The organism is Caulobacter sp. 10L414 (genome assembly GCF_056395525.1).
Map to the genome: position 1 here is coordinate 31,423 of NZ_JBFTJR010000028.1, position 20,618 is coordinate 52,040.

Consider the following 20,618-nt stretch of genomic DNA (forward strand, 5'->3'; position numbering starts at 1 on the left):
GCTGACAGCGTTGTCATATCAAGCGACTTTTTGACTTCGAGCGTCAATTTTTTACGACGCCCGCGAAAGCTGTGTGCGCAAAAGGCACGTTGAGCAGCAAATGAGCACCTCGAAACCGGTTAGTTTCAGGTGAAATTATCCCTTTTCTCTAGCGTGACCAGACAGGCTGGACCCGAGTTTCGGCAATCGACGGGACGGTCCTGTTGCAATGCGGCGCCACGGCGGCAGAGCCCCGCCCGGCCGCCGATCCGCGGCGAGGGAACGGCAAAGCAGGATCGCCGTCGCAGCTTGGCCATTGTCTTTCGCGCGAGCCTCGGCGAGTTTCATCCAAGCGTTGAGGGTGCGGGGACTCTGAGGATGATCGGACAATCGTCCAACTATCAGAGGGATCTGGACAGCTTCGGAGCGCATGTCTGCGATGAGGGGGCTTTCCACGCGTTGTGGCATGGCTTCGACGCGCTGCGCCAGGACCATGCGGCCGGACGGGTCGCCGCGGTGAGCGTGGGTCTGGGCCTGCGCGCGGCGCAGGGAGACCAGGCGCCCAAGCCCTCCATCGTGCTGCAGGTGGCGCAGGACGCCCAGGCGTTCCAGGCCCCGTCGATGCTGGCCGGCCTGCCCGTGCACGTGGAGGAGGTCGGCAAGATCCTGGCCGGCCCCCAGCCGATGGCCGCCGCGGCCGCGCCCTTCACCCGCAGTTTCGCCCGTCCCCCTTGCGGCGTCTCCATAGCGCCGCTCCATACGATCTACAGCGGCACGCTGGGCTTCTACGTCCGCAACCAGGGCGAGCCTTCGCAGCGGCCCCTCATGGTGTCCTGCCGTCACGTGCTCGATCCGGAGCTCAACGGCGTCGTCGGAGGGCCCGACGTGCAGCAGCAGTCGTTCGAGGACGGAAACGTGTCGCAGTCCGCGATCGCCAGGCTTTCCTATGCCGGCGTGCTGAGCGCCGGAGAGCAGGCGCCCCAGGCCGATGTGGCGGCGGCCGAGGTGTCGGTGGCCGTCGATCCCCGGATCATGACCGGCGTCGGGAGCTTCGCACCGATCGTCATGCCCGCGGTCGTCCCGACGCCGCTCGCGCGCGTGCGCAAGAGCGGCCGGACATCCGGCGCCACGATCGGCTTGATCGATCTGATCACGACCCAGACCCGCGTCGAATACGGCAACGGCGAATCCTGCTTGTTCACCGATTGCGTCACGGTCGCCGACAACCAGGCGCCGTTCTTCCTGCCGGGCGACACCGGCGCGCTTCTGACCAACGAGACCTACCAGCCGATCGGCATGCTGTTCGCCCTGTCGGAAGGCCAGAGGCGACAGGCCTACGCCCACCGCATCGATGTCGTGCTGTCGGCGCTGAACGCGGCCGCCGGTCCCGGCGCGGCGTTCGAGATCGTCACCGGCGGTTGAGGTCCGGCCTCAGCGGCGCTTGCGCTTGGGCGGCGGGGCCGGGGCGGGCGGCGCCGGAGGCGGCGGGGTCCAGTCGAAGGCCAGCAGCAGGGTGCGCTGGTTCATCGAGCCGCCGTTGTCGTCCGACAGCAGGTAGATCCGCGTGGCGCCGCCCGGGCCGGCGGCAAGGGCGATCCCCTCGAAATTGTCGCGGGTGACCGCGCCGTCCAGCATCAGCGTGGCCAGCGGATACTGCTTGGCCGCGGGCAGCAGGGGATCGGGCAGGAACCGCACCTGGGCGCGCCAGCCCCGCACGGGATCGTAGGCGCGGTGCAGGGTGGCCAGCGCCTTGCCCTCGAAGGCGGCGAAGCCCGACAGGCCCCAGGTGAAGTCGTTGGGCGTCTGCGGGGCGATCGACTGGCAGCTGGTCGACAGCCGGCACAGCCAGGCCTCTCCCTCCTCGCCGCCGACGAGATAGGCGTCGGGACCGGCGGCCGGATAGGCGGTGATCGCCTCCATACCCTCGTTGTCGGGGAAGACGGTGGCCGGCTTGGGGGCGACGGCGGGGCGGCTCCACTGGCCGTCGGCGCCCACGGCGTAGCGCCAGATGCGGTGATCGCGCTCGAAGCTGACCAGGCGCTCGCCGTTGGGCAGGCGGGCCAGGCCCTCGGCGTCGCCTTCGGTCTTGCCGCGCAGGCCCTCGCCATCGACGCCCAGCAGCGGCGAGAGCTTGCCGTTCGTCAGGCCGACCAGCCGGCCGTTCGCATCAAGCACCAGCTTGGCCGAGAAGCGGTCGCCGTCGTCGGTGATCGCCTCCAGGCCGTTGTCGTCGGTGAGGATCAGGTCAGACAGGCCGTGCAGCCGGCTGGTGTCGGCGCTGGTGACGTGCAGGCCGCCGGCATAGACGAAGCGGCCCACGGCCGTCTGGGTCGCGTCCGTGGCGTTCAGCGGCACGGGCGTGGCGGTCAGGCCGATCTCGGGGCCGACCTTGACCGGCGCGGCGGGCAGCACGACGGGCGGCGGCGGGGCGGGCTTTGGGCCGCACTGGGCCAGCATGCCGCCGGCCAGGCCCAGGACGAGCAGGCTGCGCAATCCGATCACGCGGAAGCCTTGCGCGCGGCCTTGGGGGCGGAAGGCACGACGGTGGGCGGCGGCGGCAGCAGGCCGCGCGCTCGCACGGCCGTGCGCGGCTCCTCGTCGAACAGGGCGGCCAGTTGCTCGACCAGCACCCCGCCCAGCTGCTCGACGTCGACGATGGTGACGGCGCGGCGGTAGTAGCGGGTCACGTCGTGGCCGATGCCGATGGCGATCAGCTCGACCGGGCTCTTGCCCTCGATCTCGGCGATGACCTGCCGCAAATGCCGCTCCAGATAGTGGCCCGAGTTCACGCTGAGGGTGGAGTCGTCCACCGGCGCGCCGTCGGAAATCACCATCAGAATGCGGCGGGCTTCGGGCCGGCCGATGATCCGCTGGTGCGCCCACATCAGGGCCTCGCCGTCGATGTTCTCCTTGAGGAGACCCTCGCGCATCATCAGACCGAGGTTCTTGCGGGCCCGGCGCCAGGGCGCGTCGGCGGCCTTGTAGACGATGTGGCGCAGGTCGTTCAGGCGGCCAGGCGAGGGCGGCTTGCCGGCCTTGATCCACTCGTCGCGGCTGGTCCCGCCCTTCCAGGCGCGGGTGGTGAAGCCCAGCACCTCGGTCTTGACGCCGCAGCGCTCCAGCGTGCGGGCCAGGATGTCGGCGCAGACGGCCGCGACCATGATCGGTCGGCCGCGCATCGAGCCGGAATTGTCGATCAGCAGGGTCACGACGGTGTCGCGGAACTCCTGGTCCTCTTCCTGCTTGAACGACAGCGGCGCGGTGGGGTCGATGATCACCCGCGTCAGGCGGGCGACGTCGAGCATCCCTTCCTCGAGGTCGAAGGTCCAGGCGCGGTTCTGCTGGGCCAGCAGGCGGCGCTGCAGCTTGTTGGCCAGGCGCGAGACCACGCTGGACAGGGCCGAAAGCTGCTGGTCGAGATAGGCCCGCAGGCGCGTCAGCTCGTCCGGATCGCACAGCTCCTCGGCCGAGACCACCTCGTCATAGGCCGTGGTGAACACCTTGTAGGCCGGCTCGCCGCCCTTGTCGGCCGACGAGTCGGGGCGAGCGGGCTTGGCGCCGTCGCCCATGTCGGGCGTGTCCTCGCTGTCCTGCGGCTCGCCTTCCTGCTCGGACTGGACGATCTCCTCGTCGCCGGCCTGGCTTTCGCGATCGGAGGCCTCGCTTTCCTGCGGCGAGGAGCCGTCGGTCTGCTCGCCTTCGCCGTCGCCCTGATCGTCGTCGGCGGTGTCGGTGGGATTGTCGTCGTCGCCCTCGTCCTCGTCGGAGGATTCGGTGGCGTCGTTGACGTCGTCGCCCAGGTCGAGGTCGCGCAGGATCTGGCGGGTGACCTTGGCGAAGGCGGCCTGGTCGCCGACGGCGGCGGCCAAGCGGTCGAGGTCCTTGCCGGCCTTGTTCTCGATGTCGGCGCGCAGGATCTCGACCAGGGCTTTCGCGCCATCGGGCGGGGCGTCGCCGGTCAGGCGTTCGCGCACCATCAGGCCCAGGATCTCGGCCATCGGGGCGTTGTTGCGGTCGAAGGCGACGGCGCGGGTCAGGCCCTGCTTTTCGAGGCGGGTCTCCAGCACCGTCGTCAGGTTGGCGCGCACGCCGCCCAGCGCGTTGGCGCCGATGGCTTCGATACGGGCCTGCTCCAGCGACTCGTAGATCGCCTGGGCGTCGGGCGCGGCCGGGCGCGAGCGGGCGTGGGTCGAGGGATCGTGGTGGGCCAGGCGCAGGGCGATCTGGTCGGCCATGCCGCGCAGGCGGGCGGCCTCGGGGCCGGACAGGTCGCGCGGCGGATGCGGCAGCACCGCCCGGTTGCCCACCAGGCCCGGCGACTCGCCCGAAAACACGATCTCAAGGTCCGGCGTCTCGGCGAGCGAGCGGGCGGCGTGCGCCAGGGCGCGCTTGAAGGGTTCGGTCGGGTTCTCGGGCTTGGCGGCCATGGCTTTGGAGTTAGCGGCGCAGGCGGGCGAACACAAGGAACGACGCGCGCCAAGGCGACGTTGATCCTGCAAAGCCCGCATCGCGCGGGCCAAGTGCAAGGAGCTTTCCCATGCTGAAATGGGCTCTGATCTTCGCCGTCGTCGCCATCATCGCCGGCGCGCTGGGCTTCACGGGCATCGCCGGCGCGGCGGCCGGCGTCGCCAAGATCCTGTTCTTCCTGTTCCTGGTGGTGTTCCTCGTCGTCCTCGTGCTGGGCATGGGGATCTTCAAGGGCGTGACGGGGAAATGACCCGGATCCTTCTCCCCTTGCGGGAGAAGGTGTCAGCGAAGCTGACGGATGAGGGGTCTCTCAAACGCAAAACGCTGCGAAAGCTGATCGGCTTTCGCAGCGTTTCTGTAAGTGCGACCCCTCACCCGACCTCCCTTCGGGAGGCCACCCTCTCCCACAAGGGGAGAGGGGAAGTTCTGCTATTTCCAGCCCTTCCCCTGCGCCCCGACCAGCGCCACCAGGTCGCCCATGGCCAGGTTGACGTCCACCAGGTGCAGCCCCCAGGCCTTGAGCGGCGAGCCCAGCACCATCAGGTCGCCGGGGATGTCGTCGACGCGCGGGTCGGCCGGGTCGCCGTGGACCTTGATGGCCAGGTAGTCGTAGGGGCCGCTGGTCGCGCATTCGGCGCTCACCAGGCCCGGCGTCGAGACGAAGGTCGTCGTGAGGTCCTTGCCCTTCACCCAGGGCGTCTTGCGCGGCGCTCCGGCGATGGTGCGGTCGCTGAAATAGCCGTGCAGCGGCGCCTCGCCGCCCGCCAGGGCCGCCGGGTTGACGCAGGCCGCGCGCTTGCCGTCCGGCGTAGCCTTGCCGAAGAAGGCCGGCTCGGCCGGCGGGCTGGAGGCGCGGAACGACACGTAGCTGACGATGCAGCCGGTCTGGCCCGGCTTGCGGCACATCTTGATGTCGCCATAGGCGTCGGTCGCCGGATCGATCGGGGTGTTCATGCCCAGGATCAGGGCCGAGACCAGCTGCTTCTGGACCGGCTTGCCGTCGACCTCCTCGGCCAGCAGGCGCAGCAGCAGGCGCGAGCCTTGCGAGTGGCCGATCAGCACGACGCCGCGGCCGCCGTTGTCGCGGGCCAGATAGTCCTTCCAGGCGTCCAGCACGTCGCCATAGGCGAGGTTCTCGTCGCCGGGCGAGGGCTTGCCCTGCATCACCTGGCGCAGGGCCGCCAGGGTCACCTGCCGGTACATCGGCGCGAAGGTGCGGCAGACTTGGCCAAAGCGCGCCAGCTGCTGCTCGGCGACGATCGTCTCGGCCGGATCGATGGTCATGTCGCTGTTGCCGCCCGGGTCGGTCGACACCGTCGGATAGACGTAGAAGCAGTCGATCGGCGCCTTGGGATCGGCCTTGAACGGCTCGACCCTGGTCGACCCGTCGGCGGCGACGATGGTGGCGGTCTGGTCCTGGGCGCAGGCGTCCTGGCGGCCGGGGCGGCACAGCCAGGCGGCGTCCTGCGTGTAGTCGTTCTTCGGCTGCGGACCGACCGGCGCCGGCTGGGCGCAGGTGGTTCCGGCCAGCCCCGCGCAGACCGCCAGCGCGGCCCAGATCGTCTTGTGCATTTCCATCCCCTCGCAGGCCGAACGGCCGTTTGGCGGGGAGGATGGCTTGTGAACGTCGAGGAGGAAAGGGGGCGCGGCGCTATCCCCCTCCGGCCCTCCGGGCCACCTCCGCCGGAGGGGGAGGATCTTGGCGCTTCAGATGCTCCCCCTCTGGGGGAGCTGTCGCGGAGCGACTGAGGGGGCCTACACCCCCGGCACGATCGCCTTCAGCCGCGCTTCGCCGGTCGGGGCCTCGTGATGCGGGGGACCGCCGCCTGGCGGGCCGCCATTGGGGAAACCGCCGGGCGGCGGGCCGGGCGGGCGGCCGCTCATGCCGCCGGGCGGGGGACCCATGCCTCCGGGCGGCGGACCGCCTGGACCACCCGGACCGCCCATGGGACCACCCGGCCCCATCCCCGCGTCGTCCTTCCAGTCGGCGGCCGGGTCGACGCCCAGCACCAGGGCCAGCACGTAGCCGTCCTTGGCCTCCTTGACGCTGGCCACCATCGCCTCGCCGCCCTGCAGGGCGATGCCGTCCTGGCGGTTGAACATGTCGCGCTGGCGCGGGCGCTTGTAGGCCGGGAGGTTCTCGTAGAGGAACTCCGACAGGGCGTCGGGCACGAACAGCTGGGCGGTCAGGGCCGTGCGCGCGTCCAGGTGCACCTTGATGTGGATGTGCGGGGTGCGGCCCTCGTACCAGCCCGGCCAGATGGTCCTGAAGGCGACCTTGCCGGCGCTGTCGGTGGTCTGGGCCCCGCGCAGGAAGGTCTGCCCCTTGGCGGCCGTCCGGTGGTCGTCGCCCTGGCCCTCGTAGCCGGAATAGATGCCCTGCGCGTCGCAGTGCCAGATATCGACCCGCGCGCCCTTCAGCGGCCGGCAGGCGCCGTCGACGACGGTCAGGGCCACGGTGACGGGCGCGCCGGTCTTGCCCTCGGTGATGTCGGCGCGGTCGAGCTTGGGATCGAACCAGTAGGGGCCTTGCGTGACCTGGGGCGTCAGCGCGCAGACGGTCTCGGCGGCCGCCACGGGGCGGGCCGAGGCGGCGATGGCGGCGAAGGGCGCGGCGCCGGCCAGGGCCAGCAGGCCGCGACGGCTGGGGGAAACGGGCGAGGGCATCGAGACTCCGGTCAGGCGAGCCGCCCTTGTGGCTGGGCGATCCTGCCGCCGTATGTCGAGGTCTTGCGGGTTTGCAATGGTGGGCGCCGCATGTAGGGCGGCGAGCGCCAGGGAACCTCCCCCTCTGGGGGAGGCGATCGCGAAGCGGTCGGTGGGGGGAGTGGGTGGAAAATCGGCCGGCGTCTTGGAAGCTGAAAACGGCCCCCCACCGGCCTTCGGCCGCCTCCCCCACGGGGGGAGGTTCCTTGCACTCGCGCCCTACAAGTACTTCGTCAGGCTCAGCGACGAGAGGCTGGAGATCATCGAGTACATGGCTTCCAGCTGGGTCTCGTACTGGGTGGCCAGGACCGCGGTCTCGGCGAGGTCGGCGTCCTTGAGGTTGGAGGCCAGGGTGTCGATGCTCTCGATCTTGGCCTCGTTGCGCTCGATCAGGCGGTCGAGGGTGGAGGCCTGGATCGAGACCTGTTCCTGCAGCGAGCCGATCCCGGTCAGGGCCTCGCCGGCCAGGTCGTAGGCGGCCGAGACCACGTCGCTGTCGTCGGGCGAGGCGATGATCATCGACAGCGCGCGGGCCAGCTTCTCGAACGCCGCCGAGCCGCCCGAGACCGACAGGTCGATGGTCTGGCCGTCGGTGGTGGTGAAGGTGCGCGTGGCCGACGAGCCCTGGTAGTAGTCGGCGTCGACGCTGGCCGAGGCGTCCCAGTCGGCGTCGCTGAAGTCGGCGGCGGCCGTGTCGCCGGCCGTGCCCGAGAACAGGTAGGCCCCGCCGGAGGTGCTGTTCATCAGCGCCTGCAGGTCGCTTAGCCAATTGGTGGCGTACTGGGCGGTGGTGGCCGAGTCGATTGTCGTGCTCGAGATCATCGAGGCCAGCTGGGTCTTGATGGTGGTGGCGAGGTCGGCGATGTCGCCCAGCGCCGAATAGGCGGCGTTGACGTAGGCGGTGGCCGTCTGGGCGGCGGCGTTCTCGGCCGTGAGGGCGCTGCTCTGGCTGGACAGGCGCAGCAGGCTGCCGGTGTTGCTGCCCAGGCCCCCGTAGGTGGTCGACTTCAGGCCCGAGGCCGTCTGGGCCTGCTGGTCGGCCAGCTTGGCCTGCACCTTGAGGCTGGCGGCCAGCATGGTCGTCGAATGGCCGAAGGTGGCGATGCGGCTGATCATGGTCAGTTCACCATCTGGATCAGGGTGTCGAACAGCTCCTGCACCATCGAGACGAGCTGGGCGTTGGCCTCGTACTGCGACTGGTAGGTGGTCAGCAGGGCCAGTTCCTCGTCGACATTGACGGCGGTGGTGTTCTGCAGGCGCGTGGTCGCCGCCTCGTAGGTCGACAGGGCGCTGGCGGCGCTGGACGAGGCGTTGGAAACCAGGGTGGCCGCGCCCGAGACGAAGCTTGCGGCATAGGACGACAGGCTGACGGTCTTGGCGCCCTGGTCGCCGGCGGCGGCGAAGCTCAGCGTACCCGACAGCATGGCCGACAGCTTGTCGATCGTGGCGCTGTCGGAGGTCGACAGGGCCCGGTCGCCGGCCGCCAGGGTCGAGGTGGTGTCGAGGGCCGCCGTGGCCAGCAGGCCGTAGTCGCCCGACAGCCTGGACGAGACGGCGATGTCGGCGGCGGTCGAGCCCGAGAACAGGTCGTTGAAGCCGAAATAGTCCGAGAACCCCTGCGCCGATGCGCCGACCGAGGCGCCGATGTCGCCCAGGGCGACGCCGTTGGCGCTGCTGTCGGCGGTGATCGACAGCTTGCCGTCCGAGCCGATGCTCGCCGACAGGCCGTCGACGGCGTCCAGCGCGCTGACGAGATCGGCCAGGGTGGAATAGGCCGACAGATCGATGTCCTGGGTCGACACCGTCGAGCCGCTGGAATCGACGACGGCCACCCGCAGCGTGCCGGTCGCGGAGAAGGCGTCGGCGCCCGAAACGCTGGACGAACTCGTCAGGCTGGTCGGCGCTGGCGTGGCCGAGCCGGCGTTGGTGATGGCGTTGACCTGGTCGATCAGCGTCGAGGCCAGGGCGTCGAGCTCGGCCTGCTCGCCCACCAGCGTCTCGTCGCGCAGGGTCACCAGCGCGCCCAGTTGGCCGGAATCGAGGCTTTCGGTGACGTCCTTGCCGTTCAGCGTGATCCCCGCGATCGAGGTCGGATAGACGCTGGTCGAGGAAAGCGTGCTGGAGGCGGTGTACGAGAGCTTGGCCGCCGTCGTGCCCAAGAGCTGGTCGCCGCCGGTGGTGTAGACCACCAGCCGGTTGTCGGAGGTGGTGTAGCTGCTGACCCCGATCAGGCCCGACAGGGTGGTCAGGGCCGCGTCGCGCTGGTCCTGCAGGGCCGTGACGTCGCCGCCCTGGGCAGTGATCGAGACGATCTGGTCGTTCAGCGAGGCCAGGGTCGACAGGGTCGAGTTGATGGTGTCGACCGTCGTGGCGATCTCGGCGTTGGCCTGGGTGCGCAGGTCCTGGATCGAGGCCGACAGGCTGCTGATCCCAGCCGCCAGGGCCGAGGCGGCCGAGACTGTCGCGGCCTTGGCCGTGTCGCTGTCGGCGCTGGCCGACAGGCTGGTCAGGGCGCTGGAGAAGGCGTCGAGCAGGCTGGAAAGGTCATCGCCGCTGTCCACCGAGCCGAGCACGGCGTCGTAGGACTGCATGTAGGTGTCGATCGTGGAGGCGTAGCCCGAGGCCGACGCCGTCTTGACCACGGTCTTGGCCAGGTAGGTGTCGGCCGCCCGTTGCACGGTGGCGCTGGAGGCCGAGTTCAGGGCCGTGGTCGCGCTCGTGCTGACCGTCTTGCGCGTGTAGGTCAGGTCGTCGGCGTTGGCCACGTTGGCGTTGGCCACCGCGATCTGCATCTGCGCGGTCGACAGGGCCGACGAGGCCGAGCTGATGATCGACGACAGCGACATGGCGTCAGTCCTTGCGGCGCCGGTGGTCGCGCAGCGACGCCACCCCGCCGCGATAGCCGGCCTGGGCGTTCAGGCCGCGGTTCACCGCCTGGATGCGCACGCGCTCCTGGGCCATCTCGGTCTCCAGGCCGGCCATGCGCTCTTCCAGCGTGGCCTGCACCTCGTGCAGGTTCGACAGCATGAGCAGCCGCTGGTCGTCCGACAGGGCCGAGAGGCCCTCGGCGATGCTGCGGGCCAGGGCGCGGGCCTCCTCGACCGACGAGACCACGGGCGTCTTGGGATCGCGGCGGGCCTTCTGGGCGCGGGTGTGCAGGCGTTCGATCGTGCCCATGACGCTCACCGGACGGCCTGGATCAGGGTGTCGAACATGTCGCTGGTGGCGCTGATCACCTGCGAGGCGGCCGAATAGGCCTGCTGGGCGATGATCATCTTGTTGAACTCGGTCGCCGTGTCGGTGGTCGAGCCCTCCAGCGCGCTGGCCACCAGGCTGCCGGCGTTGCCCTCGCCCGGCAGGTTCAGGTGCACCTGGCCGGCGGCGGTGTTCTCGTCATAGACCGTGCCCGAGACGTGGGTCAGGCCATTGGGGTTGCTGAAGGTGGCGACCGGGATCTGGTAGATCGCCAGGCTGACCCCGTTGTCGAAATTGGCCGTGACCAGGCCGCTCTCGTCGATGCTGATCCCCGACAGCTCGCCGTAGTTGGCGCCGTCCTGCTCGAAGGTCGGGCTGATCGACAGGGTCGAGGAGGTCGAGGCGTACTGGGTCAGGCCGTCGGTGCCGCCCGTCGAGCCGAGGTCCAGCACGATGGCGCTGTCGGCCGCGCCGGTCGACAGGCCCGTGATGCTGATGTTGACCGGCGACGGGTCGGTGGTGGCCAGGCTGCCGTCGGAATTGAAGGTCACCGTCACCGTGCTCGGGCTGATCGTGCCCGAGGTGGTGGCGCTGTCCTTGGTCAGGGTCGGGTCCGACAGGGTCAGCGACCAGGTGTTGTCGCCGGTCTTGGTCCAGGTCTGGCCGACGGTGTGGCTGACGCCCAGGGAGTCGATGACCTCCATGCTGGTGTCGAAGCTCTGGCCCGTCGTGGCGTCGGCCGGCAGGTTGGCGGCCATGCTCACCGTCGAGGTGGCCTTGGCCGTGCCGCTGATCGAGTCGAGGTTGATCGCCGACAGGCTGGTCAGGTCGCTGGTGTTCGACGCCAGGACGTTGCCGTCGGAGTCCGTCGGATAGCCCATCAGGTAATAGCCTTCGCTATTGACCAGATAGCCGTTGGCGTCCGTCGAGAAGCTGCCGTTGCGGCTGTAGACGAGGTCGCTGCCGGTGTCGCCGGCGTTGGCCGCGACCACGAAATAGCCCGAGCCGTCGATGGCGATGTTGGTCGCCACGCTGGTCGAGGAGATGGCGCCGGTGACGTTCAGCGCCTGGTTGGTCTTGGCCACCACCGAGCTGGTCGAGGTGTTGGTGCCCATGGCGCCGCTGACCAGCGACTGGAACGACACTTCCGTCGTCTTGTAGGCGGTGGTCGAGGCGTTGGCGATGTTCTCGGAGATCGCCGACAGGGCGATGCTCTGGGCGGACAGGCCCGAGACGGCGGTCGAGAGGGCGGAGGACAGGCTCATGCTCGCGGCCCCTATTCCGAGGCCGAAGCGAGCAGCTGAACCTGGGTCAGCAGCGACGACATGTTGTCCGACATCGTCGTCAGCGTGTCGTTCATGTTGATCTGCTGCTCGAGCGACGAATAGGTCGCCAGCTGGCTGGTGAACTCGGTCGGATCGGTCGGATCGAGCGGGTTCTGGTTGGTCAGCTGCGTCATCAGCAGCTTCAGGAAGTCGGTGGTGCCAAGCTGCAGCGTGCCGGACGAGCTGCTGGAGCTGGTCGTGCTGGTGCTCGTCGCCGAGGAGACGGTGGTCATGGAGAAAGCCCTCCGGTGAAGCGGTCCGGTCGCTCTGGGCGCCGATCGACGGGTTCAACGGAGGCTCCGCGCCGGATGGGGCGGATTATTTTTGGGGGTCTCTTTACTCCCATCATTCCCGCCCTTGTGGCGGGAACCCCTCTGTCAGCCGCATGGGCGAGAGGGGCGGACTGCTTGGCAGTCCGCTGGCGCTTCACGTGCGAATGGAACCAGGGGTTCCCGCCACAAGGGCGGGAAAGACGGGTGGAGGGGGAGGGCTCAAGCGCGCCGCTCGTTTTGCGAAAAATAATCCGCCCCATCGTCGGCGGACGTCCCGTTCAACCCGTCGAAGCCAGGCCGTCAGAACGGCGGACAGCTTCCCGACCGGACTCTCCCCCGGGCGGACTCCAGACAGAGAACCGGACTAGAACATGCCTGTTATCTCCACCAACACGGCCGCCAACACCGCCCTGCGCTACCTGAACAACAATTCGGCCGCGCAGAGCGAATCCCTGGCGAAGCTGTCGAGCGGCTCGCGGATCGTCAGCGCGAAGGACGACGCCTCCGGCCTCGCCATCGCGACGTCCATGAACGCCGACATCACCGTGCTCAACCAGGCCGCCACCAACGTGACCAGCGGCACTTCGGTGCTGAACACCGCGGACGGCGCCCTGTCGAACATCGCCGACATCCTGCAGCGCATGAACTCCCTGACGGCCCAGGCCCAGTCGGGGACGTCGAGCACTGCCGACCTGTCGTACATCAGCGCCGAGTACGAGCAGCTGACCGAGGAAATCAACGACATCGCCGAGACGACGACCTTCAACGGCGTCACTCTGCTCAACGGTGACAGCAACTACACCGAAGGCACGGGCGTGGATTTCATGGTCGGCACGTCCAGCACCGATGTCATCAAGGTCGAGCTGGGTGAGGCCAACACCACGGGGCTGAACCTGACCGTCACCTCGATCACCTCCACCAGCGACGCCGTCGCTGCCATGGACGAGATCGACTCGGCGATCACGGCGGTCTCGAAAATGCGCGCCGACGTCGGCGCCACCCTGTCGCGCTTCGAGTTCCGCGGCGACGTGATCTCCACGTCGCTCGAGAACCTGGAGTCGGCGGCGTCGGCGATCACCGACGTGGACATCGCCGCCGAGCAGACCAACTTCACCAACGCTCAGACCCTGACCAGCGCAGCGATTTCGGCCCTCAGCCAGGCCAACTCGATGAGCCAGTCGCTTCTGAAGTTGCTGCAGTAGTCGCTCGTGTCGCGATGGCGGGGGCCTGGCTCCCGTCGTCCTGCAGACTGGCGGGGGAGCCCCTTAAGGCTCTCCCGCCGACTTTCCGGACATTGCCATGACGACGACCAGCAGCGTCTCGACCTCGGGTTCGACGACCTACCTGACGGGCACGATCTCGGGCCTCGACACCGACTCCCTGATCGAGGCGGCCGTCGCCCAGAAGACCGCCCGCGCCGACACCATCGACGCCAAGGTCACGGCCAACGAGAGCAAGATCGCCTCGTACCAGTCGCTGCAGACCCTGCTGCAGGCGATTTCGGATTCCATGACCGCGCTGGCGGGCACGACCTACAGCTCGGTCACGACCACCACCAACGCCTTCGACGAGAAGAGCGCCTACCTCACCGCCTCGGACGGCACGGACGCGACCTCGGTGATCGCCGTCGACGCCGACAGCGATGCGGTGGCGGCCTCCTACGAAATCACCGTCACCCAGCTGGCCAAGGCCATGAAGGTGACGTCCAGCGCCCAGACCGCCGGCACGGCGCTTAACCTGTCGGGCGTGGTCTCGATCGGCGTCGACGGCGGGACCGCCGCCGACATCACCGTCACCTCGACCATGACGGTCAGCGACATCGCCGCGGCCATCAACGCCAAGACCTCGACCACCGGCGTCACCGCCACCCTGATCACCAGCTCGACCGGCACGCGCCTGGTGATGTCGACCAGCGACACCAACCAGCAGATCACGATGTCCTCGGTCTCGGGCGACGACATCGGCCAGTCGCTGGGCCTGACCGACAGCACGGGCGCCTTCGCCAATGTGCTGCAGGCCGCCCAGCCCTCGATCGTCACGATCGACGGCGTCGAGATCGAGAGCGACGGCAACGAGCTGACCGACGTCATTCCCGGCCTGTCGATCTCGCTGATGCAGGCCACGACGGGCCAGACCATCACCCTCGACATCGAGGCCAACTACGACGACATCAAGACGGCGATCACCGACTTCATCGACGCCTACAACGCCCTGCGGGCCTTCGTCGTCACCAACCAGACGGTGGGCGCCGACGGCACGGTGGCCGACGACGCGGTGCTGTTCGCCGACGGCATCCTGCGCGATGTGAACCGCCAGCTGAACGCCCTGCTGGGCGGCAGTTCGGGCTCGGACGACGAGCTGACCGACCTGTCGGCCCTGGGCATTACGCTCAACAGCGCCAACCAGCTGGAGCTGTCGGACGAGACCTCGCTCGACAACCTGCTGCTGACCGACCTGTCCAGCGTGGCGGCCTTCTTCGAGACCAAGTTCGAGGCCAGCGACAGCAACCTCAAGCTCCTCAAGAACGACACCACCCTGTCCTACGACTTCGACCTGGAGGTCACCGTCACCGACGGGGCGATCTCCAGCGTGTCGGTGGACGGCGACTCCAGCCTGTTCACGATCTCGGGCAGCCGCATCGTCGGCGCGACGGGGTCGATCTACGAGGGCCTGTCCTTCGCCCTGGCCAACCCGACCAGCGGCACGATCTCGGTGCAGATCACCCAGGGCTTCGCCAACCTGATCACCAGCCTGATGAGCGATTACGCCAACACCACCACCGGCGTGATCCAGCAGCGCATCAACACGCTCGACACGGTCAACGCCGACCTGACCGAGCAATCGGAAAGCATCCGCGACAGCGCGGAGACGTACCGCACCAAGCTGATCGCGAAGTACTCGGCGATGGAGACAGAGCTCTACGCCGCCCAGATCCTTCAAGAGCAGATCAAGGCCATCCTCGGAGCCAGCAGCGATGACGACGACTAACAGCCAGGCGTTCAGCGCCTACGCGGCCTCCAGCCGCCTCACCGCCAGCCCGCGCGACGTGCTGGCCTCGGTGCACGAGGAGCTCTACCGGGCGATCGGCTCGGCAAAATTCGCCCACGAGCAGGGGCGGCTGGATCAAATGTGCCGACACGCCATGCGCGCCACCCAGATCCTCACCGTGCTGTCGACCAGCCTGGATTTCTCGGCCGCCGGACCGGACGGCAGGACGTTGCGCAGCTTCTACCAGTACGTGCTCGACAGCATGGTTCGCGCCAGTCGCCGCAAAGATGTGTCGAATTCGTATCAAATCGTACTCGACTTGTTGCGTCCGTTCTGCAAAGAACTCCGCTCTGAAAAATAGCAACGCGCCGATGTATTCGAAATGTATCGGGTGAATTCAATAATTTAGTTATCCGATATATGGCACGCTGTTTGCCAATCCCATTGCGATACAGCGATGGAGGCGAGTAATCGCCATGGCGAATTCAGCGATGACTGTGACGGGCGAGTTCGGGCTGGCGGACGCGCGGTCGGACGAGGACCTGTTCCTTGCCTGCCGCGAGGGCGACCAGCTGGCGTTCCGGGTGCTGGTCGACCGGCATCTGCGGATGGTCCGGCGGCTGGCCCTGAACGTCCTGGGCGACGTGCAGGAGGCCGAGGACGCGGCTCAGGAGGCATTTATTGCCGCCTGGCGCGCCCGCGAGCGCTGGGCGCCGGAGGCGCGGTTCTCGACCTGGCTGCACCGCATCGCGGTCAACAAGGCCATCGACCGCCGCCGCGTCCGCAAGGCCGTGCCGGAAAGCCAGGAGGTCATCACCCGCCTGGCCGACGCCGAGGTGCGAGGGCCGGCGCAGGCCGACGCCCTGGCCAACCTCGAACGCTCGGAGGTCGCCGTGACCCTGCAGCAGGCCCTGGGCAAGCTGCCGGACACCCAGCGCCAGGCTTTGACTTTGTTCTATTTCGAAGAGCTCGAGGTCGGTAGAATCGCCGACGCCATGGGCTGTTCGGAACAGGCGGTCCGCTCGCTCCTGAAACGGGGCCGGCAGACCTTGAAGACGAGACTCCAGAGGCAGAAGAAGATCTGTGGCTATGGACCTGAAACTGTTCGAAGCGCGCCTGAAGGCGCTGGGCGCACGGCTTGACCGCTGGCCAGGCGACGAGGCGGAGGCCGCGCTCGACCTGCTGACGACCTCGCAGGCGGCGCAGGACCTGTTCGCCCAGGTCACGGCCGAGGACATGGGCGTGTTCGACGACGACGGCGGGGACCTGTCGCCCCTGGCCGACCGGATCGCCAGGAACCTCTAGCGGCGCGGCGCCTTGAAGGCGTCGAGATCGGCGGGTCATCCTGCCCGCCGAAAGCGAGGATCCGCATGCTGCTACGACGACTGACGCCCGGCCTGATGCTGCTGGCCATCGCCGCGCCGCCGGCCTTCGCCGCCTCGGATCCGATCGATCCCCAGAAGGAATACTCGCCGGCCTACGACCGCTGCCTCAATAGCGGCGACGCGATCAAGGGCGTCACCGCCGCCATGGCCGGCTGCACCCATGAAGAGCTCCAGAAACAGGACGCCCGCCTGAACCGCGCCTACAAGGCGGTGATGGCCAGGCGCTCCAAGGCCGAGCAGGCCAAGCTGCGCACCGTCCAGCGCGCCTGGATCAAGCGCCGCGACGCCGAATGCCAGGAAGGCCTGACCGGCGGCACCATCGACATGCTCAACATCGGCGGCTGCCATCTCAGCATGACCACCGTGCGGGCGGTGGAGCTGGAGCGGATGGTCAAGAGGCGCTGACGAGGAACCTCCCCGGGCGGCGCCTACGCAGAACCCCTTATGCGGCGCTCCCGAATTTACCCGTACGAAGAGTAGGGGGAATGTGTCGGCGTTGGGGCGGCGTCTCTCGCCCCCATTCCTTCGGGAGCCGTCTCTGATGCTGTCGCCCCTTCGTTTCGAGCCCGCCTGCGCCCAGCCGGCCCTGCCGGTCGCCGCCGCCAGCGTGATCCGCTACGCCGCCGGCGAGGAGATCTTCGCCGAGGGCGACCGCGCCGACCACGTCTACGAACTGGTCGAGGGCACGGTGCGCACGGGCCGGCTGCTGCGCGACGGCCGCCGCCAGATCGACGCCTTCCACTTCGCCGGCGAGGCCTTCGGCTTCGAGGCCGGCGAGGTGCGCCGCACTACGGCCGAGGCGGTCAGCGAGGTCACCGTCCGCATCGTCCGCCGCCGGGCGCTCAGCGACCTGGCCGCCCGCGACGGCCAGGTGGCCCGCCAGCTCTATCAACTGACCATCTCTGGCCTGCAGCGCAGCCAGGACCACGTGCTGATGCTGGGTCGCCGCAGCGCCTGCGAGCGGGTGGCGGGCCTCCTGCTGCTGCTGGCCGACCGCACCGGCGAGGCGGCTTTCGACCTGCCGATGAGCCGCCAGGACATGGCCGACTATCTGGGCCTGACCATCGAGACGGTGTCGCGCACCCTGACGGGCTTCCTGCAGGAGGGCCTGATCGCCCTGCCGACCGTGCGCCACGTCGAGCTGCTCGACCGCGACGCGCTGGAAGCGCTCTGCGAATAGGCCTGGGCGAATAGCAGAACGGCCTCCCCGCGGGAGCGGGAAGGCCGTTCGAAGTCTTTGGACTTGCGTGGCGGGTCAGGCCGCCGGCAGTTCGCCCATGGCGCTCTGCAGGTAGTTCTGCTCGCCCAGCGACTTGATCAGCGACAGCTGGGTTTCGAGGTAGTCGATGTGCTCCTCGGTGTCGTTGAGGATCTCGCGCAGCAGTTCGCGGCTGATGTAGTCGCGGGCCTGCTCGCACTGGACGATGCCCGGCACCAGCAGTTCGCGGTTGAACAGCTCGATCGACAGGTCGGCGGCCAGGCACTCGGGAACGGTCTCGCCGATCTTCAGCTTGTGCAGGTCCTGCAGGTTGGGCAGGCCCTCCAGGAAGAGGATGCGGTTGATCAGCTTGTCGGCGTGCTTCATCTCGCCGATCGATTCTTGGTAGACGATCTGGCCGAGGCGCTTGAAGCCCCAGTTGTCGTGCATGCGCGCATGCAGGAAGTATTGGTTGACGGCCGTCAGCTCGTTGGTGAGCACAGCGTTCAGGACGCGGATAACGCCGGGATCGCCTTGCATGGCGGCCTCCTAAGGTTCGAGTTCGACCGAACCCTTAGTCGCGTTTTTCTGCGCTTCAACAGTAATGTGTGCAAGTGTTTCGCAGCCTCACAGAAAAGCGTGAGAGTGCTTCGCGGTAACCTGAAATTGTCGACTTTGCGTCGCAGGAAGCCTTATTCGGCCGCGTAAGCCAGAGCTTCCTGAGCTTCCTGAATCATCTGGCGCATCTCGCAGACGCACTTGGCGCACTGGGCCTGGCAGCCCTTGTGGCGGAAGATCTCGGCCGGACGAGTCGCCCCCGCGTCGATCGCGGCGCGGACTTCACGCTGGCGGATGCCGTTACAATTGCAGACGTACAAGGAAAGAACGCCCTACCGAATGATTGTCATTCTCATCTAACAGTTTTCCACCGGTTTGCAACTGACTCTCAGTCGAGTGAACGGCGGCGCGTCGTCGCAGGCGAGGGGGCGGAGTAACAGCCGAGAGCTTGGCCCCCCTTTTCCCGAGCTTCCCCGCGAAGGCGGGGATCCAAGCTGAGCCGGCGGATCTGTCGCGGCGCAGCCTCATCCTGAAAGTCGGCTTGGGTCCCCGCCTTCGCGGGGAATTTACGGTGTATATGGGGTCTATCGGAGAGAGCCTTCCCGGCCCAGGCTCCCCCAAAGTCGCGCTCCGCCCCAAATCGGCGTAAAGGCGGCGCATGACGCTCGACTGCCGCCTCTATCTGATCACCCCGCCGTCCCTGCCGGACCTGGCCGCCTTCGGCCGCCAGCTGGCCCGCGCCCTGGAGGGCGGCGACGTGGCGGCCCTGCAGATCCGTCTCAAGGACGTCTCCGACGAGGCGGTGGCCGCCGCTGTCGAGGCCATCGCGCCGATCGCCCGCGCCCACGACGTGGCGGTGATCCTCAACGACCGCCCCGATCTGGCCGCCCGCCTCGACTGCGACGGCGTGCACGTGGGGCAGGGCGATACGCCCTATGCCGCCGCCCGCAAACTGATGGGCAAGGACCGCATGGTCGGCGTCACCTGCCACGACAGCCGCCACCTGGCCATGGAGGCCGCCGAGGCCGGGGCCGACTACGTGGCCTTCGGGGCCTTCTTCCCGACCACCACCAAGGACGCGCCGATCGTCGCCGAGCCCGACATCCTGTCGATCTGGCAGGAGACGATGGAGGTTCCGTGCGTGGCCATCGGCGGGATCACCGCCGCCAACGCCGCGGGCCTGGCGACCGCCGGCGCCGACTTCCTGGCCGTCTCGGGCGGGGTCTGGGCCCATCCGGAAGGTCCCGATGCGGCCGTCGCGGCGCTGAACGCGGCCATCGCGCAGGGGCTGGCGGCGCGGGGCTGACCCTGAGGTAGGGGCGCCTCTAAGCCGGATCCCAATTTGCAAGCCTAAACGACTTTTCACCGAGCATCCCCGCGAAGGCGGGGACCCAAGCCGAATCCGCACCTGATCCACGGCCGTGCCTCCTCCTGAAAGTCAGCTTGGATCCCCGCCTTCGCGGGGAAAGACGGCGTGGAGAGAGCCGATCCGATCTGGCGCGAGAGCTCGCGACCACAGAAATGCACGCCGCCGAACGCGCATAACGACGTTCTCTTGCCGTGGTTGTGCGACCGGCATAGCCTCCTTCACCAGCGAACGATAACGGGGAGGGACCGCCATGAAGAAGCGGCTCGTAGCGTGTTTGCTCAGCGTACCTCTGCTCGTCCCGGTCGCCGCTCCGGCGGAGACCTGGAAACCGGCCCCGGGCGAGGCCAAGACCTTCTATGACGCCGATTTCCTGAGGGTGGACGAGAAGTCCGGCCTGGTGGTGCTGCGCATCGCCGAAGGCAAGGGCGGCGGGCCTTACAAGGCCTGGCCGGCCGGCAAGGGCCCGATCATGCTCTTCGCCCTCGACTGCGCCGCCGACAAGTGGATGGACCTCGGCATGGACTTCGCCGGCGACAAGGGCCTGCCCAAGAACTGGCGCCAGGAAGCCAAGCTCGACGACATCTCCGGCGCGGCGGGCAAGGCCGGCAAGCTGGCCTGCGAGACCAAGGACAGCCTGGCGAAGGTTCCGTTGCCTTAAGGCGTTCCGGGGCGAGGCGGCTCGGCGTCGTCCGGCAGGTCGACGCCGGCCAGCCTTTCGTTTGCACGCAGCCAGATGACATTCCAACCCTGCCAGCCGAGGGGCGGCAGATTGTTGTCTGTCGGATCGCGCCAGGCGCGCAGGTCGTCATAGCCGCGCTGGATGCGATCACCATTGACGAAGGTCCATGGCTGCTCGCCGTCGTGCTCGAGTGGGCGGTTGCCGAGGATCGCGCCGCCGACGTCGGTGATGGACCTCAAGGGCATTATGCCTTGGTCGATAGTCGAAGCGCCCCGCAGATCGGCCGCGGTCGGAGGCGCGTCGCCATGCCAGTCCATCAGACCGCCGAGGAATTGGGTTCTGCCGCCGATCAGGCCGGCAGGCGGCCGTTGCAGCACTCGGCCGCAGCCGAACCGGCCGTTCACGAGCGGGATCGGCCAGAAATCGCCTGGGGTCAGCTTGGCGCTTGATTTCGGCTGGAGAGGATAGGGCGACATGACCGCAAGCTCGGCGATTTA

The 20,618-nt window shown here is 68.3% G+C and carries 23 protein-coding genes; 11 read left to right on the top strand and 12 right to left on the bottom strand.

Going from position 1 to position 20,618, the window contains the following annotated elements; genetic code table 11:
- The first annotated feature begins 357 nt into the window (after nucleotides 1-357).
- The gene (locus AC1DCG_RS13055; protein ID WP_477030380.1) at nucleotides 358-1,401 is read left to right on the top strand and encodes a hypothetical protein; all 1,044 of its coding nucleotides are present in this window, start codon (nucleotides 358-360) and stop codon (nucleotides 1,399-1,401) included.
- A 9-nt stretch (nucleotides 1,402-1,410) separates the two neighbouring features.
- Here AC1DCG_RS13055 and AC1DCG_RS13060 read toward each other — a convergent pair whose 3' ends face one another.
- Together AC1DCG_RS13060 and cobT are read right to left on the bottom strand one after the other, a co-directional pair.
- Complete coding sequence (locus tag AC1DCG_RS13060; protein WP_477030381.1) at nucleotides 1,411-2,481, bottom strand: esterase-like activity of phytase family protein; 1,071 nt, start codon at nucleotides 2,479-2,481, stop codon at nucleotides 1,411-1,413.
- Nucleotides 2,478-4,406 (bottom strand): cobaltochelatase subunit CobT, encoded by a 1,929-nt coding sequence (cobT, locus tag AC1DCG_RS13065; protein WP_477030382.1) that lies wholly within the window; start codon nucleotides 4,404-4,406, stop codon nucleotides 2,478-2,480. The genes AC1DCG_RS13060 and cobT overlap by 4 nt, the downstream gene beginning before the upstream one ends.
- A gap of 110 nt (nucleotides 4,407-4,516) precedes the next feature.
- On the opposite strand from cobT, the gene AC1DCG_RS13070 reads away from it, so the two are divergent.
- A complete protein-coding gene (locus AC1DCG_RS13070) occupies nucleotides 4,517-4,696 on the top strand; it encodes a DUF1328 family protein (RefSeq protein ID WP_101720065.1) in 180 nt (59 codons plus the stop codon).
- A gap of 179 nt (nucleotides 4,697-4,875) precedes the next feature.
- On the opposite strand, the gene AC1DCG_RS13075 is transcribed toward AC1DCG_RS13070, so the two are convergent.
- The 7 genes from AC1DCG_RS13075 to AC1DCG_RS13105 all read right to left on the bottom strand — a co-directional run bounded on the left by AC1DCG_RS13075 (nucleotide 4,876) and on the right by AC1DCG_RS13105 (nucleotide 11,905).
- Nucleotides 4,876-6,018 (bottom strand): DUF3089 domain-containing protein, encoded by a 1,143-nt coding sequence (locus AC1DCG_RS13075; RefSeq protein WP_477030383.1) that lies wholly within the window; start codon nucleotides 6,016-6,018, stop codon nucleotides 4,876-4,878.
- 183 nt (nucleotides 6,019-6,201) lie between these two features.
- A complete protein-coding gene (locus AC1DCG_RS13080; RefSeq protein ID WP_477030384.1) occupies nucleotides 6,202-7,113 on the bottom strand; it encodes an intradiol ring-cleavage dioxygenase in 912 nt (303 codons plus the stop codon).
- 258 nt (nucleotides 7,114-7,371) lie between these two features.
- Nucleotides 7,372-8,268: a flagellin gene (locus AC1DCG_RS13085; RefSeq protein WP_477030385.1), complete on the bottom strand. Its 897-nt coding sequence runs from the start codon at nucleotides 8,266-8,268 to the stop codon at nucleotides 7,372-7,374.
- 2 nt (nucleotides 8,269-8,270) lie between these two features.
- Complete coding sequence (gene flgK / locus AC1DCG_RS13090) at nucleotides 8,271-9,998, bottom strand: flagellar hook-associated protein FlgK (RefSeq protein WP_477030386.1); 1,728 nt, start codon at nucleotides 9,996-9,998, stop codon at nucleotides 8,271-8,273.
- Nucleotides 9,999-10,002: 4 nt separating this feature from the next.
- Entirely contained in the window at nucleotides 10,003-10,329 is a 327-nt protein-coding gene (locus AC1DCG_RS13095; RefSeq protein ID WP_477030387.1) for a hypothetical protein, read from the bottom strand.
- A gap of 5 nt (nucleotides 10,330-10,334) precedes the next feature.
- A complete protein-coding gene (gene flgE / locus AC1DCG_RS13100; RefSeq protein WP_165257813.1) occupies nucleotides 10,335-11,612 on the bottom strand; it encodes a flagellar hook protein FlgE in 1,278 nt (425 codons plus the stop codon).
- 11 nt (nucleotides 11,613-11,623) lie between these two features.
- On the bottom strand, nucleotides 11,624-11,905 hold the full coding sequence (locus AC1DCG_RS13105; RefSeq protein WP_101720058.1) for a flagellar hook capping FlgD N-terminal domain-containing protein: 282 nt from the start codon (nucleotides 11,903-11,905) through the stop codon (nucleotides 11,624-11,626).
- Between the two features lie 410 nt (nucleotides 11,906-12,315).
- Here AC1DCG_RS13105 and AC1DCG_RS13110 point away from each other — a divergent pair, with 410 nt between their 5' ends.
- The 7 genes from AC1DCG_RS13110 to fixK all read left to right on the top strand — a co-directional run bounded on the left by AC1DCG_RS13110 (nucleotide 12,316) and on the right by fixK (nucleotide 17,497).
- Complete coding sequence (locus AC1DCG_RS13110) at nucleotides 12,316-13,146, top strand: flagellin (protein ID WP_101720057.1); 831 nt, start codon at nucleotides 12,316-12,318, stop codon at nucleotides 13,144-13,146.
- A 97-nt stretch (nucleotides 13,147-13,243) separates the two neighbouring features.
- On the top strand, nucleotides 13,244-14,932 hold the full coding sequence (gene fliD / locus AC1DCG_RS13115) for a flagellar filament capping protein FliD (protein WP_477030388.1): 1,689 nt from the start codon (nucleotides 13,244-13,246) through the stop codon (nucleotides 14,930-14,932).
- Nucleotides 14,919-15,293, top strand: a complete 375-nt coding sequence (locus AC1DCG_RS13120; RefSeq protein WP_165257808.1) for a flagellar protein FliS — start codon at nucleotides 14,919-14,921, stop codon at nucleotides 15,291-15,293. Before fliD ends, AC1DCG_RS13120 begins: the two co-directional genes overlap by 14 nt.
- 130 nt (nucleotides 15,294-15,423) lie before the next feature.
- Nucleotides 15,424-16,074 (top strand): RNA polymerase sigma factor, encoded by a 651-nt coding sequence (locus AC1DCG_RS13125; RefSeq protein ID WP_477030389.1) that lies wholly within the window; start codon nucleotides 15,424-15,426, stop codon nucleotides 16,072-16,074.
- Nucleotides 16,022-16,237: a hypothetical protein gene (locus AC1DCG_RS13130; RefSeq protein WP_477030390.1), complete on the top strand. Its 216-nt coding sequence runs from the start codon at nucleotides 16,022-16,024 to the stop codon at nucleotides 16,235-16,237. Before AC1DCG_RS13125 ends, AC1DCG_RS13130 begins: the two co-directional genes overlap by 53 nt.
- A 65-nt stretch (nucleotides 16,238-16,302) precedes the next feature.
- Nucleotides 16,303-16,722 (top strand): lysozyme inhibitor LprI family protein, encoded by a 420-nt coding sequence (locus AC1DCG_RS13135; protein ID WP_477030391.1) that lies wholly within the window; start codon nucleotides 16,303-16,305, stop codon nucleotides 16,720-16,722.
- Nucleotides 16,723-16,858: 136 nt separating this feature from the next.
- Nucleotides 16,859-17,497, top strand: coding sequence for a transcriptional regulator FixK (gene fixK / locus AC1DCG_RS13140; RefSeq protein WP_165257801.1), 639 nt, complete (start codon nucleotides 16,859-16,861; stop codon nucleotides 17,495-17,497).
- 75 nt (nucleotides 17,498-17,572) lie between these two features.
- On the opposite strand, the gene bfr is transcribed toward fixK, so the two are convergent.
- Complete coding sequence (gene bfr, locus AC1DCG_RS13145) at nucleotides 17,573-18,055, bottom strand: bacterioferritin (protein WP_058349593.1); 483 nt, start codon at nucleotides 18,053-18,055, stop codon at nucleotides 17,573-17,575.
- Between the two features lie 152 nt (nucleotides 18,056-18,207).
- Nucleotides 18,208-18,393, bottom strand: coding sequence for a (2Fe-2S)-binding protein (locus AC1DCG_RS13150; RefSeq protein WP_058349592.1), 186 nt, complete (start codon nucleotides 18,391-18,393; stop codon nucleotides 18,208-18,210).
- Between the two features lie 338 nt (nucleotides 18,394-18,731).
- On the opposite strand from AC1DCG_RS13150, the gene thiE reads away from it, so the two are divergent.
- Nucleotides 18,732-19,379 carry a thiamine phosphate synthase gene (gene thiE, locus AC1DCG_RS13155; RefSeq protein WP_477030392.1) on the top strand — a complete coding sequence of 216 codons (648 nt, stop codon included), beginning with the start codon at nucleotides 18,732-18,734 and terminating at the stop codon, nucleotides 19,377-19,379.
- Between the two features lie 313 nt (nucleotides 19,380-19,692).
- Complete coding sequence (locus AC1DCG_RS13160) at nucleotides 19,693-20,100, top strand: hypothetical protein (protein WP_165257797.1); 408 nt, start codon at nucleotides 19,693-19,695, stop codon at nucleotides 20,098-20,100.
- Here AC1DCG_RS13160 and AC1DCG_RS13165 read toward each other — a convergent pair.
- Nucleotides 20,097-20,597: a hypothetical protein gene (locus AC1DCG_RS13165; RefSeq protein ID WP_477030393.1), complete on the bottom strand. Its 501-nt coding sequence runs from the start codon at nucleotides 20,595-20,597 to the stop codon at nucleotides 20,097-20,099. The genes AC1DCG_RS13160 and AC1DCG_RS13165 overlap by 4 nt on opposite strands.
- Nucleotides 20,598-20,618 lie beyond the last annotated feature (21 nt).

Coding starts and splice junctions, on each gene's coding strand:
- AC1DCG_RS13055 (WP_477030380.1), top strand. CDS start 358: ATGATCGGACAATCGTCCAACTATCAGAGGGATCTGGACAGCTTCGGA.
- cobT (WP_477030382.1), bottom strand. CDS start 4,406: ATGGCCGCCAAGCCCGAGAACCCGACCGAACCCTTCAAGCGCGCCCTG.
- AC1DCG_RS13070 (WP_101720065.1), top strand. CDS start 4,517: ATGCTGAAATGGGCTCTGATCTTCGCCGTCGTCGCCATCATCGCCGGC.
- AC1DCG_RS13075 (WP_477030383.1), bottom strand. CDS start 6,018: ATGCACAAGACGATCTGGGCCGCGCTGGCGGTCTGCGCGGGGCTGGCC.
- AC1DCG_RS13080 (WP_477030384.1), bottom strand. CDS start 7,113: ATGCCCTCGCCCGTTTCCCCCAGCCGTCGCGGCCTGCTGGCCCTGGCC.
- AC1DCG_RS13085 (WP_477030385.1), bottom strand. CDS start 8,268: ATGATCAGCCGCATCGCCACCTTCGGCCATTCGACGACCATGCTGGCC.
- flgK (WP_477030386.1), bottom strand. CDS start 9,998: ATGTCGCTGTCGTCGATCATCAGCTCGGCCTCGTCGGCCCTGTCGACC.
- AC1DCG_RS13095 (WP_477030387.1), bottom strand. CDS start 10,329: ATGGGCACGATCGAACGCCTGCACACCCGCGCCCAGAAGGCCCGCCGC.
- flgE (WP_165257813.1), bottom strand. CDS start 11,612: ATGAGCCTGTCCTCCGCCCTCTCGACCGCCGTCTCGGGCCTGTCCGCC.
- AC1DCG_RS13105 (WP_101720058.1), bottom strand. CDS start 11,905: ATGACCACCGTCTCCTCGGCGACGAGCACCAGCACGACCAGCTCCAGC.
- AC1DCG_RS13110 (WP_101720057.1), top strand. CDS start 12,316: ATGCCTGTTATCTCCACCAACACGGCCGCCAACACCGCCCTGCGCTAC.
- fliD (WP_477030388.1), top strand. CDS start 13,244: ATGACGACGACCAGCAGCGTCTCGACCTCGGGTTCGACGACCTACCTG.
- AC1DCG_RS13120 (WP_165257808.1), top strand. CDS start 14,919: ATGACGACGACTAACAGCCAGGCGTTCAGCGCCTACGCGGCCTCCAGC.
- AC1DCG_RS13125 (WP_477030389.1), top strand. CDS start 15,424: ATGACTGTGACGGGCGAGTTCGGGCTGGCGGACGCGCGGTCGGACGAG.
- AC1DCG_RS13130 (WP_477030390.1), top strand. CDS start 16,022: ATGGACCTGAAACTGTTCGAAGCGCGCCTGAAGGCGCTGGGCGCACGG.
- AC1DCG_RS13135 (WP_477030391.1), top strand. CDS start 16,303: ATGCTGCTACGACGACTGACGCCCGGCCTGATGCTGCTGGCCATCGCC.
- fixK (WP_165257801.1), top strand. CDS start 16,859: ATGCTGTCGCCCCTTCGTTTCGAGCCCGCCTGCGCCCAGCCGGCCCTG.
- bfr (WP_058349593.1), bottom strand. CDS start 18,055: ATGCAAGGCGATCCCGGCGTTATCCGCGTCCTGAACGCTGTGCTCACC.
- thiE (WP_477030392.1), top strand. CDS start 18,732: ATGACGCTCGACTGCCGCCTCTATCTGATCACCCCGCCGTCCCTGCCG.
- AC1DCG_RS13160 (WP_165257797.1), top strand. CDS start 19,693: ATGAAGAAGCGGCTCGTAGCGTGTTTGCTCAGCGTACCTCTGCTCGTC.
- AC1DCG_RS13165 (WP_477030393.1), bottom strand. CDS start 20,597: ATGTCGCCCTATCCTCTCCAGCCGAAATCAAGCGCCAAGCTGACCCCA.